The organism is Psychrosphaera sp. HA2-10, assembly GCF_055693745.1.
This window is the reverse complement of the sequence record NZ_CM146341.1, coordinates 2,823,946-2,839,406: the sequence shown is the minus strand read 5'-3', so window position 1 is coordinate 2,839,406 and position 15,461 is coordinate 2,823,946. Positions and strand designations below refer to the sequence as shown.

Below are 15,461 nucleotides of genomic sequence, written 5' to 3'. Positions count from 1 at the left end.
ACGTTTTCCTAGCCTTCTAATGCAGCGATAGAGACGTCAAATGCGCCCGCCGCTCGAGAGGCATCCATAACCTTAATTAACGTTTCAGTTGTGGCCTTCTTATCAGCTTGAATTACCACAGAACCTTGCGGGTTTTCCGCTTTAAGGCGCTCAATGTTTGCTTGCACAGCACGAACATCAACTTGGCGTTTGTTAATCCAAATTTCACCTTTGTCAGAAATAGCGACCAATATACTGGCACGCTCTTTCTTTACCGCAGTTGCAGCTTCAGGTCGATTAACGTCGATACCCGATTCTTTTACAAAAGACGCGGTAACAATGAAGAAGATCAACATGATAAAAACAACGTCTAACATAGGTGTTAAATCAATGTTCTCTTGCTCTTCTTCTTGCATTAAATTGGCTAATGGCGCTCTCATTTTATTCTCCTAACAAAGGCCTGAACCCTTAATGGTCCATCGGCAAATGGTCTTCTAATAGTTCAATTTCACGTTTGGTTTTGCGTTGCACCCATGTGTTAGCAAAAACCCCTGATAATGCTCCAACCATGCCAGCCATTGTTGGAATCGTGGCCTTTGATACGCCACTTGCCATTGAGCGTGCGTTGCCGCTGCCACTAATCGCCATTACATCAAATACTTCAATCATTCCGGTTACCGTGCCTAGCAAGCCCATTAGCGGACACAGTGCAACTAGCGTAGCTATGAGTGGCAAGTTAACCGTTAATTTTTGTTTTGCTCTGGCAATGTAAGCTTGTCTAATTTGCTCAGCATTCCATGAGTCTCTTTCGCTTCGAGTTTTCCAGCGACGAATCAATTCGCCTTGATATTGTTTGTAACCGCTAAGCGTGTATAAAACGCGTTCTAAAATTAACAACCACATCACAAAAATCATTGCTGCGATGGCGCTGAGAACAACGCCACCCGTGTCCATAAACTCTCTAATTGCCTCTAAGGTCTCTGTGAAAAACAACACAGTGCGCTCCTTGATTGCGATACGTTACAGTTTGTCACTCGTCGATGAAGCAGACGGTTTAGACTCAGCGTTAGATTGCTTTTCAGAACGCTCAGCAATAATGCCGGCGCTTTGTTCTTGTAATACAAACAAGATGTTCTTACTGCGCGTATTCAACATGGTAGATAAAACAACCGTTGGAATAGCTACAACAAGGCCAAGTACGGTAGTCATCAGCGCTGTTGAGATACCGCCAGCCATTAATTTCGGGTCGCCAGTACCAAACAAAGTGATTGCTTGGAATGTTTTAATCATGCCGGTTACTGTCCCTAGTAGGCCTAATAGCGGAGCGATAACTGAAACGATTTTTACTAAGGTAAGATTACGAGTGATCTTTGGCATCTCGCGCAGAATAGCTTCGCTTAACTTAAGCTCTAAGGTATCGAATGAAACATGCGGATATTGATCTTTAACTTTTAAGATACGGCCCAGTGGATTGTCATCTTTAGGTGTATCGGTTTTCATTTGGCGTTTAACTTTTGCGCTGATTAGGCTAAGTGAAACAAAACGCTCAAATGCAATTAAGAAAGCGATTAAACCAATGCCAATAATGATATAACCAACGGTACCGCCCTGGTCTACACGCTCTTTAGTGCTAGGCGCTTGAACTAAAAGGTTTAATATTGAACCGCCTGTAGGGTCTAGTGCAAAAGGAACAATTTCATTGTTTGAAGACTGCAGTTCGGCTGCGGTATCAGTAAAGCGACCAGTTGGTTGGCGAACAAGCTCTGCAACTGTGCCAGTTGTTGGTGAAACCGTAAGGTATTTACCATCAGCAACAAGAGCAAACGCACCAACACGAACCACTTCTTTAGATACTTTTGCGCCGCCGGCTTCAACAACATCCGTTTCAAAGCGAACTACCTTGCCTTGTTCGGTCATTTCTTTTTGAAGTTGGAACCATACTTGTTCAATCTGTTCTATAGACGCGAGCTTTGAAGAACCACCCATGCTTTGAGCTAGCTTTTCAAAAAATACATCTCTACCTGGAAACTGAGCAGAAACGTTAGAGGTCTTTAGTTTACCAGCGGTATCGCCAGACACTTGCTGTAAAACACCAAACAACTCTTTTAAAGAGCCCATGCGTTTATTCAGTGCTTCAGAAACATCAGCCAGCTTAAATTCATTTTGTTCAAATTCTGTTTCAAGCTTTTCAGACAATGCTAATGCATCGCTTTTTTCTTTATTTGCTTGATTGAGTAAACCAGTTTGCGCCTCTTTTTCTGCATTAAAGCGCGCTTCGCGGTTTTTGTTTTCTTGAGTTTGGTTTAGCTTACCTTTCTCAAGTTGTTGTAATAGTTGATCTAAATTTAAAGCCGCTGGTGCAGCTTGAGTACTTACTGAAAAGGCTAATCCGGCGCCTAATATAGCCAACAAAGTTGGTTTAAATAAGTTAATCATTTTGTATAAACCTTTCTAATTTTACTATGTGGTTATGGCGCTGCTTTTATTGGCATAACCAATAAATCAGGAGCTAGCTGTTTTTTAGCCATTCTTAGGCCTTTAGTGATGTGCATACGAAACTCATCTTCAGCTGGTTGCCAGTTTTTTGCTTCGTTGTCCCATACACCGGCAACTGAACCGTCTCGAGTGATGTACATCAGTGCAACGCGACCAATTCGTAAGAAGTCGACATCACGTTCCTGGCCTTCAACGTTAATTAAGCCTGAGTACGCTTCTATGCTGCGTCCGTATCCCATTTCAACTTGGTAGGCTTCTAAGACACGACGGAATTTTTCTGAAACCGCAACATCGGCCCTGTCCATCATGTTTTTTAAACTAGAAATGCGTTCTGCTCGCTCGGTTGGAAGAAAAGGTACATCAAGCTCTACAAACTTTTGTAAACCGTCAATCATGCGAATCATCAAAGGAGTAATTTGGCGTTCAATAACAGATACACGGTCAATATCGGCATTCAAAGACTTCATTTCGTCATACTGGCTTTGAAGTTGCTTTTGAAGCTGGGCGTTATAAATGTTTAAGCCTTCGATCTCTTTATTGACCATTTGGTATTGCTGAAACTTTGTTTGAGTTTGCTCAGCAATGCCATTAATTTTTTGTTGTGAATTCACGGCAAGGTTAGATATTTCTTTACCGGCTTTTATTACCGGTTTCAGATCGTTAGCTTGGGTAGCAAAGACAGTATTTAAGGCTAAGGCGCCAGTAATTACTGCTAAAGTGAACCGTTTCATTTAATTACTCCATCAAATCAAGATGCAGTAATTCTAGGTAGGATAAATGTCAGTTAGACGACAGGAATGTTAAAGTTTTGTTGCAACTGTCATAGAGACGTCACAAAAAAAGCGACATAATGTCGCTTCTTAATATAGTACTTAACAGTTATACAGATTCGAAGTTATCACTCACCCAAACCTGTATATACAAGCTAATTATAAGTTAGCTTTCTGTTTTATGAACATGAACATCCATTTGTGGGAATGGAATATTGAGATTCTCTTTCGGGAATGTCTTATAAACGCTTTCATTCATCGCAAAATAAACAGGCCAGTAATCACTTGATTTTACCCAAGCTCTAACGACAAAATTTACTGAGCTATCTGCTAACGAGTGTAATGCAATAAACACTTCAGGATCTTTAAGAATACGTTCGTCAGCATCACATAACTCTTTGATTACGCGCTTTGCAACATCAGCATCATCACCATAGGCAATACCAAAAGTCCAATCGACACGACGACGTGGCTCTTTAGAATAGTTCACCATTGAAGCGTTATTTAACGCGCCGTTTGGAATGATGATAGTTTTGAAATCACCGGTTCTTAATATCGTATTGAAAATCTGAATTTGCGCAACAGTACCAGCGAAGCCTTGCGCTTCAATAAAGTCACCAACTTTATAAGGCTTGAAGATTAAGATCATCACGCCGCCGGCAAAGTTTTGTAATGTTCCAGATAATGCCATGCCTATGGCTAAGCCGGCAGCACCTAAAATGGCAATGAACGATGTCATTTCTATGCCAATCATGCCAAGCACAGTAATAAACAGAAGTACTTTTAGTAAAATATTTACTATGCCGCTTAAAAACGGCTTTAAAGAAGCGTCGGTATTGCCCTTGTTAAGCATGCTTTCAAAGCCTTTACTAAATAGCTTAACAATGAACAAACCTATAATTAGAACTAAAATGGCTGAGCCTAATTTAGGTGCATACTCAAAGCCCATATCAATGGCTTTGTTTACGAGTTCGGTATTCAGTTGCATGGTGTTTCCTTCCAATTTATTGTTATTAATAGAGATGCTAACAACTTTACTACTAAAAGCGAATTACATTTATTACACAACAGAAAAAGTAAATTCGATATTATTTAGCCATCAGGTTTAAAAGTAAGCGTTTATAAATTTTCGTCAAGTGAAAAAGGTCTTTTGTGTGAATATGCTCATTTACTTTGTGAATACTGTGGTTAGGTAAGCCAAGCTCTACAACTTGAGCGCCCTTATTTGCAATAAAACGCCCATCTGAAGTGCCGCCAGACACGGATAACCGAGGAAACATATTTATTTCGCTGAAAATGGCTTTTTCAGCCTCAATAATTAAGTCAAAGTTTTGTATATTTGAATCAATTTCGTCTTCGATATAATGTGAATCTTCGATTTCTACTGATGTTAGGTAAGGAATACAAGGTCTAGACCAAACCACATTAATATCGCTAGTTAACTGCTTAAGTTGCATCAAACCATCATTAATACGTTTAATGATTTCTTCTTGAGTAACTTTGTGGCTATACCTGACGTTAAATTGCAACGTGCATTGCCCAGGGATAATGTTATCGGTCCATTCACCGGTGTTTATGGCAGTAATTTGTAAATGAGTGCCAGGGAAATCTTTTGTACCCTCGTCCCAAGACAAACTGCTCAACCAACTGCCTAATGTCATGGCTTTATGTGCCGCATTGTTTGCCGATGTGGGATAGGCGACATGTCCTTGTTGGCCCCAAATAGTTATTTCACCTGATAAGGACCCGCGACGACCAATTTTCAACACATCGCCAACCTGCGTCTGGCTACTTGGCTCACCCACAATACATAAATGTGGCAATTCATTACGATCTTCTAACTTATCGATAATTTCTTGGGTGCCAAATTCAGCTTCACCTTCTTCATCACTGGTAATTAAAAAGTAAAAGGTAAACTGTTCAAAATCTAACTGCGTTTTTATAAGATCAAAAGCCGCCAGCATACACGCGATACCGCCTTTCATATCGGCAACGCCGCGGCCCGTAATCTTGTCACCATCAATAGCGAGAGTGAAAGGGTCGGATGTCCAGTTTTCTGGGTATGGCGCAGGTACAACATCGGTATGGCCTGAAAATGCAATTCTAATGGGACCTGTACCAATTTTTGCGATCAGATTGCTCACACCCTGCTTTTCGAAAGACTCAACTGAACAGCCCCATTGTTTCATAATGCGAGCTAAATATTGCTGGCAACCGGCGTCGTTTGGGGTAATTGATGGGCGGTGAACTAACTGTCTTAGGTGTTCGAGTGAGAGTGTCATTTCCATCGACTGTTCTAAATATTGAGCGCTATCTAGATCACCGGTATGTAGTGTTTTTTTTATATTTAGGTCGTTTGAAATGTTGCTATCGAGTGAAGTTTGCATGATCAACGTAATATAGATTAAGAGTTATTCAATTAAAACGACTGAATGTGACATCTAGGTTACTGATAAATTAATGTATTGTGACCGTGCAGAGATAAAGTGCCAAAAAGACGAATATAAATTGAAAAGCCATTTAAAAGCAGGGAGTTCATTTAAATGGCTTTAAATTTGGGAGTAAGTTGTTAGCAATATTCGTTAATCAAACTCATAGGTATAGCTTATGCTAAAGCCCATGCCCACTTCCTTTTCACGTATCACAATGCCGGACTGCGTCACTTCTTGATCTTCGTTTAGTAAGTTTTTAACTTTGAATTTAATTTTCGAGTTAAAGTCTGGGTAGTAGGTATAAACAATATCTAATGAATGGAATGGTTGCTCATAAGCATCATCACGGCCCGCTACACCTGCTGCCAGGATGCGCTCACCAAACACGTTATACACTAATGAACCACTATGGTTACCGTCAGAAGAGTCATAGTTTAACTGCAAGTTAACAACATATTCTGAATGACCTGTCATGCGCTTAACTGGATTTGTTAAATTACCAGCAAACGCAGGATCAATCTCAGCTTCAGAATCCGACAAGGTAACGTTACCAGAGGTAAACAAACCGTCAGACAATGATGTTAAGTCGTATAACCATTCGGCTTCTATACCATAAACTTCAGCAGTTTCACCGTTTGTGAAGGTTGCTGAATAGTCGTCATCACCAATTCTTAACACGGTTTCAATTGGTGCATCTATGTCTTTATAAAAAGCAGCAATTGAGAAGTTATCACCGGCATCACCATAGTATTCATAACGTAAATCTAAGTTTTTGATTGGGCTACTTTGCAAGCCAACTCGACCAAAAGTGCGGATATCCGTTAATGGATCAAAGTAAGATACTGGCACAACTTCACGTAAGTCTGGACGAACAATAGTTTCACCATAACCTAAGCGAACTTGATAGTTTTGACCGCCCATGTAAGTAAATGAAAGTGCAGGGAATATGTCATCTTCTTGAATAGTACCATCGGCAATTTTCTGCTCATCATAAAAGATGTTTAAGTCTTCTTGAGTAAAAATAAGAGATGAAGTACCAATTGATGTTTGTTTAAACTCTTCCCAGCGGAAACCACCACTAACACGCCACGCATTCTGATAAATCATGTCAAATGCGCCGTAACCAGCATCAACTTTCTGAGCTGCTAAATAATCATCAGCATCAGGCGCCGTTGGCTCATTAAATGACAATAAAATACTTTGACCATTTAGGAATTCGTCAGTCAGATATTCGCTGTTCGTTAATGGGTCTTGTGAACCGTCGTTGATTTCAATGGCAACACCAGAGTTGTTATTAACGGCAAAACTAGATGTTTCATAAATTCTAGCGCGGTCGCTAAAGTCGTAACCGGCTTTAAACTCAAGTTCAAAATCACCTGCATAAACAGGTAAGGTAAAGTTACCGCCGTAAGACGTTACTCTATCTTCCATGTCCGTGTATGAATACACCGCTCGGTTTTGGTCGCCAGTGATAATTGAGTTGGCATATTCGCCGCCTTCAAAGTTATCTCTAAAGCGATACGTGGCATTAACTGGAATGTCTGTTGTGGCTTTTGAACGTGTATATTGCCAATCAAAACCAATTCCACTCATATCTACAAACGTGTGTTGGCCAACAAGCTGAGTTACTTTTAGCTCACGTTCTTCATACTTAAAGTCATGATTTCGATTTGCACGACCATCGCCTACAATGGAAAACACTGAACTGCCGCCAGGACTTTGCTGTATTGACACATCTGTTTCATCTTCACTGTCTGTTAACAGTAAGTTAGACAATGACACACTGTGCGCATCGTATTTGATACCAAAGTTAAGAACGGCATTCATGCGCTCAGACTCAGTGGTTTCAACTGAGTCTTTCATGGTCTCAAAACATGAGTTGAGAGCGTCATCAGAGGTTTTTAATTCTTTTGCGCAGTTATCAGCAAAATCTTTTGAAAGAACTGCCGTGCGCTTTTCTGCTGCATCCCACTTTGTGTCATAGGCAACGGAAGCTAAGAAACCTAATTCAACGTCATAGTCTTCTAATACAAAGCTATTACCAATATGCGCTTTGATATTGTAAGCAGGATCCAATGAAGATTTAGACAAGCCCATTTCTCTAGGTAGAGACTTTAATAGTTCCTGGTTAATTAAGTTAGCTTTTTGACCAGCTGAACTTGAATCGTCAGATAATAAGCCGTTTTTATTTACGATTGAAGCAGTGTCAAAGTCACCACGGTAAAAAGAAATGGCTTCTTTTAGGTTACTTGAGATACCTGAATCATCACGGTTATAAGTAAAACCATTGTCCGCAGAAGAGTCGTAGCTAGCGCCTATTTCAATACCAGCGGTAAATTCTTTTGGTACCGTTTTTGTTCTTATATTTATCGCACCACCGCCAAATGCCGCTGGCATAGATGGCGAATAAGCTTTTTGAACAGATAAGCTTTCGATAATGCTAGATGGGAATATATCAAGTGGTACAACGTTTCGGGTTAAGTCAGGCGAAGGAATACTCGCACCATTTAAACGTGCGCTTGAATAACGTTCACCGAGTCCTCGAACATAAATAAATTTACCGTCTACGAGTGTAAGGCCCGTTACTCGGCGAAGAGCAGAAGCAGCGTCACTATCGCCAGTGCGAGATAATTGCTCCGCACCTAAAATATCGGCTACAAATGCTTGTCCACGTCGTTCTTCGATTACTGCTGCAGCACTGCCTTGTAGACGAGTACCAACGGCAACAACCTCTTCTATTTCATCCTCATCGGCAGCGATGGCTATATTGGCTTGTGCCAATAAACCAAGCGTGACCGCTGCACTGATGGTTTTGAGCTTGCGTCGATTTAACATGTTTGAATCCTAATTGGGTCATCAACAAAAAGGCGCCTGTAGAAGATTTCCGTTCATAAGGCGCCCATTTAATTAATCTAGTGGTTAGTCGTTAGAAGCAGCAGTTACTGCCATTTCAACCCACTTGTACCAATTAGATGTTGTATCTTGGTCTGACACGGCACCAATGAAGTTTGCTGCACCCGTTGCATCCGCGGCTACTGTAATTGCCGTAGAAGACGTGTTTGTTGAAAAACCATCAGCAGCTAATACATCAGAACCTGCTGCGATACGCTGGTTAACACCGCCGTTATCAAACCATTCTGTTTTAGCTGTACCTTGCAGTGCGACAGGCGCGCTAGTTCCAAATGTTGCTTCACCCGCAAACTCAGACGCACAAGCCATAACCGAACCACTGAATGTGATTGCATCGGCATTCTTCTCACCATCAGCTTTGTGCTCAACACAAGATGTATTGGCGCCAGCTTCTTTTACAACTAATACATTTTTGTACATAGACTTAACTGAATCATCAAACTTAAAGGCTTGAGAAGGGTCGTCATCACGCACTGAATTAGCATCGGTAGTAATAATGGTTACGTTTGAAATAGTTGGATTTGTTACAGGTGCTTCAGCCGACGTATCGCCCTTTTCACCATCAGTTTCAAAACCGTTATTGCCCATATTTGCAACTTGGCCGTCACGAGTATTTACCGTACCGTGCTTAACAAATAGGAATTCAGCGGAACCTTGCCAACCTGCGTCAAAATCAAATGAATCATCTTGGGTATCAGTTACCGCAACGTGTGAAAGCGTTGTTGCGCCACCAAAGATCTCAATGCCGTCATCAAAACCTTGGTGAATATGGATGTAATCAAAAGAAGAACCAGAACCAACTGCGTTAAGCGTTAATGAATTTAAGTCATCACCTTCACCGCCTACGCGAGGACCTGAACCGGCATACCACACTTTTGCGTACTTGATAGAGCCACTTGAGTCAGCGTTGTCGTTACCGCCAAAGTATGAAGTAATACCTTCAGAAGCTACGTTACAAGTTGATGCCGCACGTTCTGCATCAGTACATTGGTCAGTAATACCGTTACCGTTAATGATGATTCCGCCCCAGTCTGCAAATTGTGCGCCTTGGCCTGCATCGTCTAAGCGAGGGAAAGCGTTTGCAGAGGTAAATACGATAGGGGCATCGATAGTGCCTATCGCTTGGATTTTAGCACCACGAGCAATACGAATAATCGCTTCACCTGATTTGAACGCTAAGGTTGCGCCGGGTTTTACTGTCATTGTTGGACCGTTTTCTGGCACAACAAAGCCTGTAGTTGTATCGCCATCTTCACCAATTTGAAGGGCATTATCAAACACGTGAACACCGTTATTTGGTAATGCTTCAAACGTAATGTTTGACATGATTGAAATATTTTTGCTCGCGAAAGAATCATTGTACAAACAGTCATCGCCAGATTGAACACCTTCAACAGTACCAACTGAAGACTCGTAGCTTGCGCACTCCACTGCAACCACAGGTTCAGGAGCTGCAACATTGTTTGAGTTGTTTACACTGTTGTCTGTCACTGTGCTGTTGTCATTTACTGTAGGGGTAATGTTTATGTCGCCACCACAAGCTGTTAAAGAAACGGCCGCTGCTACTAGTGAAATGCGAAAGATGTTTTTAAGTTCCATTTTGCTCTCCGAAAGTCGAACTGTTTTATTTAAATTTAGGTATATAAAAAAGTTAATCTGAAATATCTGCAGCACAATCTACTGAATAAAAATGACAGATTTAAGAAAGCAAGATGACGCTTTGATGACAAAGTGTTCGTTTAATTTTAACCGATTTAAACAGTATGAGACTTAAATAGAGGCTATTTTGTTGGACAAATATTGGTAGGTTAAAGAAGAGTTTTTGGCATAAAGGAAATGATCAAACGCAGAGATAATCTCGGTGATTTCATTGTTAAATTGAGGGTACTTATCAATTAATAGGCTTTTGTGTTGCATTAATGTCAGTGAATTAAATGTCGGTATTTGAGTGATTTGTGCATGATCTGAATAGGCGCTTAACTCCGAGTCGCCTGCTTTATGTGAAAGTTGTTTATACAGCTTTTTAATCAGTTTTTCCGTTAATGACATAGTTCGACGAGACCGTAATTTAGAAAAAGTAAACCAGCCGAGTAACATGACAATAATCGCGATTATCACCAACAGCAGATGATGCCACTTTAAGTTTTGTGTCATCGATGAAATAAAATTTTGTCGCTTAGTCTGATCAAAATCTAACACCCAAACTGTCCAGTAATAGTCTAAAGACTGAATGTGTTGTCTTAACATGTTTAACCACGGCGTTTTTTTTACTATCGATAGTGCATCGTTTGTTGCCTGATTTGTCAGTGATAAGGCTTGATCAATACCTTGGCTAATGCGTGTTGGAGAAACCGCAGCGGTAGGATCGGTCCGCTGCCAATTGAGCTTATTTGCTGAATATTCCACCCAAGCATGGGCACTGCTGTCGTAGACGTTAAAGTAGTTACCATTAGGGTTAAACTCGCCACCATGGTAACCAGTAACAACACGCGCAGGAATGCCTTTTAACCGCAATAAAACCGCGTGTGCGCTTGCAAAATGGGCGCAAAATCCGGTGCGAGTAACAAACAAAAACTGGTCTACGTGATCGCCAGACAAACGCGGTGGTGATAGGGAGTAGGTAAACTTTTGTTCAGTAAAATAGTTAAGTATTAAAAGATTGTATTCTTCAATATTGCCCTTAGCTTTTAACCATAAAGCGTCCGCCAGCTGTTTTGTTTTTAAGAGTGAAGTCGCAGAGCTTTTATCTTTTGGTTGTGCAGAGCTGGGTAACCTTGTGTTAATAGCAACATCACTTTCGGTTAACGCTAATGCGTTGTCCTTAGCAAGTCGTTTAGCGTCGTACTTCAATCTTTGTGTTACATTTTTATTGCGAATGAGTCGAGTATCTTTAAGTAGAAATATGTCTTGGTTAGTACTAAAACTGGTGCCGTAGCTATACAACCATGAACGCTGATTAGGCTCAGCTATAACCGAATAGTTAAGGGATCGATCTGCGTTTTGTGTGAGTTGTTCTAACGCTGCTTTGTCTATTTCATCACGACGCGACTTTGTCGTTTTGCGACGTTCGGCTTGTCGCCACGATTTACCGTCAAACTCCTCCATAGTTAAAACTCGCCAGTACATATCAGCGTGACTTGGGTTTGTCGCGTTGGCAAATTCTGCGCGAAAGGCCAATCTAGATGATTTTGCAACGTTAGCAATATCGCCGGGTGTCATACTATCGCTCAATCCGGTTGGTGTTACTTTTTGTTGCGGCAATTTCCAAAAAGGGGTGAGAGAAGGCATGACAATAAACAGTAAGCCACTGCCAACTACACCTATGAAGATCATGATAGAAAAAGACTTTAGACCAAAGTTAGACGTTAAAGGCTCATTAACATCTGACTGTAAAAAGTGATGTTGAGTTTGAAATAAGGCAAATATTCCCACTACTAAAATAACAAAACCAAGTAGCGCATATTCAAGTGATTGTTGATAGATAAAAGACACAGACACCAACAGCGCGATAGATATAAAAACCTGAATACTCCATGTCGTTTTTTTATGATTTGCGGTAAATAGCCACATTACAGAGCCTGCAAATAACAAGTTCACCATACTATTTAACAGCCCGCTACTCATACTCTGTGGCACTATCATCAAGGCTAGGCATAATGCGCCTATGTTTTTCATTAAGTTGCCACTAAAAAAGTAGGTTAAATTTGGCCTTTTATAGGCGGACCATACCTTGCCGATAACAAGTAATATTGATGATGAAATAATGCTAAATATCAATGCTTCTTTTAGCAGAACAATAGATGCTAGCAACGCGAGGCCAAACGACACAATGGCGAGATGTGGCAAACGATAATTAGTTATTTTCATCATTGTCTGTACTCGATTGTGCAAATGTAGCTAAAGCTGATAAACAATGTTCAAGGTGTATTTGTGAAGCGCTTGGCGCAACGGTAATAGTTGCAAGTGCATTGTGCTGCAAGTACAACCCAAAAGGTTTATTTGCTTGATGTAGTTCTAAACACGCGGCGGTAAGCTGACTTAATGCAAGCTCTAACGACGCTGAGGGCACTGACTCCAACGATAAAAATATGCTGTGCAGCTCTGAATCTACGAACTCTTTTAGCATTAAATTATCACTAGAAGACTTGGCCACTTGCTTCCACGCCACGTGCGATAAACTTGCACCTGGTATATAGCTTTTTATGCCTTCAAAGTTGGTGTCACCACTATTAATTACATCGATATCATTACCAAGCCCCAAATCATCCTGTGCAGCTTGTGCAATCATTTGCCAGTCAGAGGTTACGGGTGTTGGGTAAACCACTATCGTTGAGCTCGCTCTGAAGTAGCTCCAAGCTTTGATTAGGCCGAAGGGAAAGTCGCTACGAAAAATAATAGGTGGCAACGTAAATTTGCCTCGACGGCTTTGGGTAAGAGATAAACTAAAAATGGTTGGCTGACTTAACGAACGCTTAAGAAGGTGCCTTTTACCATCGACTATTGCCGTTAAATGTTGGGCTTTGTTGTTAGAAGTTGAATGAGAAATGTCAAAGGTCAAAGTGCAATGTTGCCCCGCGTAGACATTATTAACACTTAGTAACTTTATAGTAAGACCATTTAAATTGTTAAATCCGGTATGAATTGCGTAAATACCAATACTGATGATAAAAAAGCAAACCAGTAAAATAGGGTTATTTTGATAATTGGTGCCCAAAATAAACAAAACCAGAATACAGAACAACAACCAAAACCCATGACTATTAGGCATAATAAAAATGTTTTTATGGCCTAATGACATCTGATTTGACGGCGGGAACCGTCTTTTTAACCAACTTTTTATTGGTGACTGAAACAGGTTAGTCATGGACCGGCACAGCTTCCAATATTTGTGCGCTAAAGTCTGTGTTAAACATCGCTCCTCGTCCAGCCCGAAGTCGATGTTCGGCAACGGGACCAAAAACGGTTTGTATATCATCTGGCGTCACAAAATCTCGACCGCTAATATAAGCAAAAGCTTGCCCTGCCGACATCAACGCAACACCCGCTCGAGGTGATAAAGCATTTGGGAATAGATTCTCTGTGCGTGAATAGGCTAACAATCGCATAACATAGCGAATGACCTCGTCTGACTTATGAACTTGAAGCGAAGCATGTTGAAGTTGGGCTAAGTCATCAGCCGATAAAATCGCCATGCTCTTAGAATCGTTGAGGTCATCGGCATTACTAGAACTTAAGTTTGTCGAACGAGTCTTACTTAATAACTTAAACTCAGCATCGGCTGGTGGGTAACCAATTTGGATTCGCATTAAAAATCTATCTAACTGAGACTCTGGCAGTGGATAGGTGCCACTTTGATGTGATGGGTTTTGTGTAGCGATAACAAAATGTGGATTTGGTAGTGTGTGAGTGGTCCCATCAATACTAACTTGTTGCTCTTCCATGGCTTCTAGAAGCGCACTTTGCGTTTTAGGATTCGCTCTATTAATTTCATCGGCAAGTAGTAGTTGTGAAAAAATAGGGCCTTTATGGAAGGTAAATGCTTGTTGCTGCTGATCAAAAATAGATACACCAATAACATCGGCGGGTAACATATCAGATGTAAACTGGCAGCGCTGGTAGTCCAACCCAAAGGCATCGGCTAATGCATGTGACAAAGTGGTTTTGCCCATACCTGGCAAGTCTTCAATAAGAAGATGACCATTGGCTAATAAACAAGTCACCGCTAGCTGTACTTGCTCCTGTTTGCCTAACAATACGCTATTGAGATAAGCTAAAACGTCATTAAGTTTTTCTCGTTGCAGTTCTAAAGCCATATGTATCCTTATTGGTTCAATACCTTAGTGTTAGTGATGGCCACAAAAAAGTAAACATACAATTTACATTGATATTCTTGTGGTTATGATTAAGCTTATCGTCATCCGACCAGTGGAGTAACTATTTTGCATTCAGCCCAAATCCAACAAAGCTCACATTTTGTAGAGTGTCATGGCCACCAATTACATGTTCGTCGAATTCATACGGAAAATTCCGAGCAAAGGCGCACTCCAATTCTGATGCTCCATGGTTCTATCGAGAATGGTCGTATTTTTTATACTAAGTCAGGAAAAGGCTTAGCTGGTTATCTAGCAAAACAAGGATTTGATATTTTTGTTGCGGACTACCGTGGCCGAGGTTTTAGTACACCATCGGTAAAAGAAAAAAACGATCATGGTTATCATGACGTGACGACAAAAGATATTCCTGCGCTGGTTGACTATGTCTATCAAGAAACTCAACAAGCATGTCATGTGATTTGTCATTCTTGGGGTGGTGTTATGTTTGCAAGTGCTTACATTCGTTTTCCGGACTTACATAAAAAAGTGAAGTCGATGGTAAAGTTTGGTACTAAGCGCCAAGTGACGGTGATGAACATAGAGCGTTTGCTTAAAGTTGATCTATTTTGGAAGTGGTTTGCACCTTGGTATACCAAAAAGGCGGGCTATTTAGATGCAAAAAAAATGAACGTGGGTGCCGATTCCGAGCCAAGACAAGCAATTATTGAAAGTATCGCTTGGGTAAGCAAGAGTAAATGGATTGATCCTATTGATGCTTTTGATTATGCAGAGGCCGCAAAATCCACAAATTGGCCGCCAACTTGGCATTTGACAGGGGTGAGCGATTACTCATTAGGACATCAAACAGACGTAAAGCTTTTTATGGATGAATGCCAAAATCCGAACGCCAGTTTTACACTTCTTTCTAAACAAAATGGTAACGCCAAAGACTACGACCACATTGATATTCTTACCGCGCCTGCGGCCGTAGAAGATCATTTCCCTCAGGTTTTAGACTTCTTGAATAAACATGATGAGTAACGTGTAATACAACGCTACTC

At 40.9% G+C, this 15,461-nt stretch carries 12 protein-coding genes; 1 reads left to right on the top strand and 11 read right to left on the bottom strand.

The genetic code is table 11. The features are described from left to right. Positions 1–8: 8 nt before the first annotated feature. From ACZ1GV_RS12870 to ACZ1GV_RS12820, 11 genes are all read right to left on the bottom strand, one after another. Complete coding sequence (locus ACZ1GV_RS12870) at positions 9–419, bottom strand: ExbD/TolR family protein (RefSeq protein ID WP_472674512.1); 411 nt, start codon at positions 417–419, stop codon at positions 9–11. 28 nt (positions 420–447) lie between these two features. Further along, positions 448–975 carry a MotA/TolQ/ExbB proton channel family protein gene (locus tag ACZ1GV_RS12865; RefSeq protein WP_210560802.1) on the bottom strand — a complete coding sequence of 176 codons (528 nt, stop codon included), beginning with the start codon at positions 973–975 and terminating at the stop codon, positions 448–450. Between the two features lie 24 nt (positions 976–999). After that, positions 1,000–2,412, bottom strand: a complete 1,413-nt coding sequence (locus tag ACZ1GV_RS12860; RefSeq protein ID WP_472675898.1) for a MotA/TolQ/ExbB proton channel family protein — start codon at positions 2,410–2,412, stop codon at positions 1,000–1,002. A gap of 35 nt (positions 2,413–2,447) precedes the next feature. Next, positions 2,448–3,206 carry a DUF3450 domain-containing protein gene (locus tag ACZ1GV_RS12855; RefSeq protein ID WP_472674511.1) on the bottom strand — a complete coding sequence of 253 codons (759 nt, stop codon included), beginning with the start codon at positions 3,204–3,206 and terminating at the stop codon, positions 2,448–2,450. A gap of 205 nt (positions 3,207–3,411) precedes the next feature. Further along, entirely contained in the window at positions 3,412–4,233 is an 822-nt protein-coding gene (locus ACZ1GV_RS12850) for a mechanosensitive ion channel family protein (protein WP_472674510.1), read from the bottom strand. A gap of 100 nt (positions 4,234–4,333) precedes the next feature. Next, the gene (gene dapE / locus ACZ1GV_RS12845) at positions 4,334–5,632 is read right to left on the bottom strand and encodes a succinyl-diaminopimelate desuccinylase (RefSeq protein WP_472674509.1); all 1,299 of its coding nucleotides are present in this window, start codon (positions 5,630–5,632) and stop codon (positions 4,334–4,336) included. 195 nt (positions 5,633–5,827) lie between these two features. After that, positions 5,828–8,512, bottom strand: coding sequence for a TonB-dependent receptor plug domain-containing protein (locus tag ACZ1GV_RS12840; RefSeq protein ID WP_472674508.1), 2,685 nt, complete (start codon positions 8,510–8,512; stop codon positions 5,828–5,830). Positions 8,513–8,596: 84 nt separating this feature from the next. Continuing rightward, positions 8,597–10,186 carry a hypothetical protein gene (locus tag ACZ1GV_RS12835; protein WP_472674507.1) on the bottom strand — a complete coding sequence of 530 codons (1,590 nt, stop codon included), beginning with the start codon at positions 10,184–10,186 and terminating at the stop codon, positions 8,597–8,599. Positions 10,187–10,357: 171 nt separating this feature from the next. Beyond that, complete coding sequence (locus ACZ1GV_RS12830; protein WP_472674506.1) at positions 10,358–12,457, bottom strand: transglutaminase TgpA family protein; 2,100 nt, start codon at positions 12,455–12,457, stop codon at positions 10,358–10,360. Next, positions 12,441–13,451 carry a DUF58 domain-containing protein gene (locus ACZ1GV_RS12825; protein WP_472674505.1) on the bottom strand — a complete coding sequence of 337 codons (1,011 nt, stop codon included), beginning with the start codon at positions 13,449–13,451 and terminating at the stop codon, positions 12,441–12,443. The genes ACZ1GV_RS12830 and ACZ1GV_RS12825 overlap by 17 nt, the downstream gene beginning before the upstream one ends. Further along, the gene (locus ACZ1GV_RS12820; protein ID WP_472674504.1) at positions 13,444–14,400 is read right to left on the bottom strand and encodes an AAA family ATPase; all 957 of its coding nucleotides are present in this window, start codon (positions 14,398–14,400) and stop codon (positions 13,444–13,446) included. The genes ACZ1GV_RS12825 and ACZ1GV_RS12820 overlap by 8 nt, the downstream gene beginning before the upstream one ends. A gap of 126 nt (positions 14,401–14,526) precedes the next feature. Here ACZ1GV_RS12820 and ACZ1GV_RS12815 point away from each other — a divergent pair, with 126 nt between their 5' ends. Beyond that, a complete protein-coding gene (locus ACZ1GV_RS12815; protein ID WP_472674503.1) occupies positions 14,527–15,441 on the top strand; it encodes an alpha/beta fold hydrolase in 915 nt (304 codons plus the stop codon). Positions 15,442–15,461 lie beyond the last annotated feature (20 nt).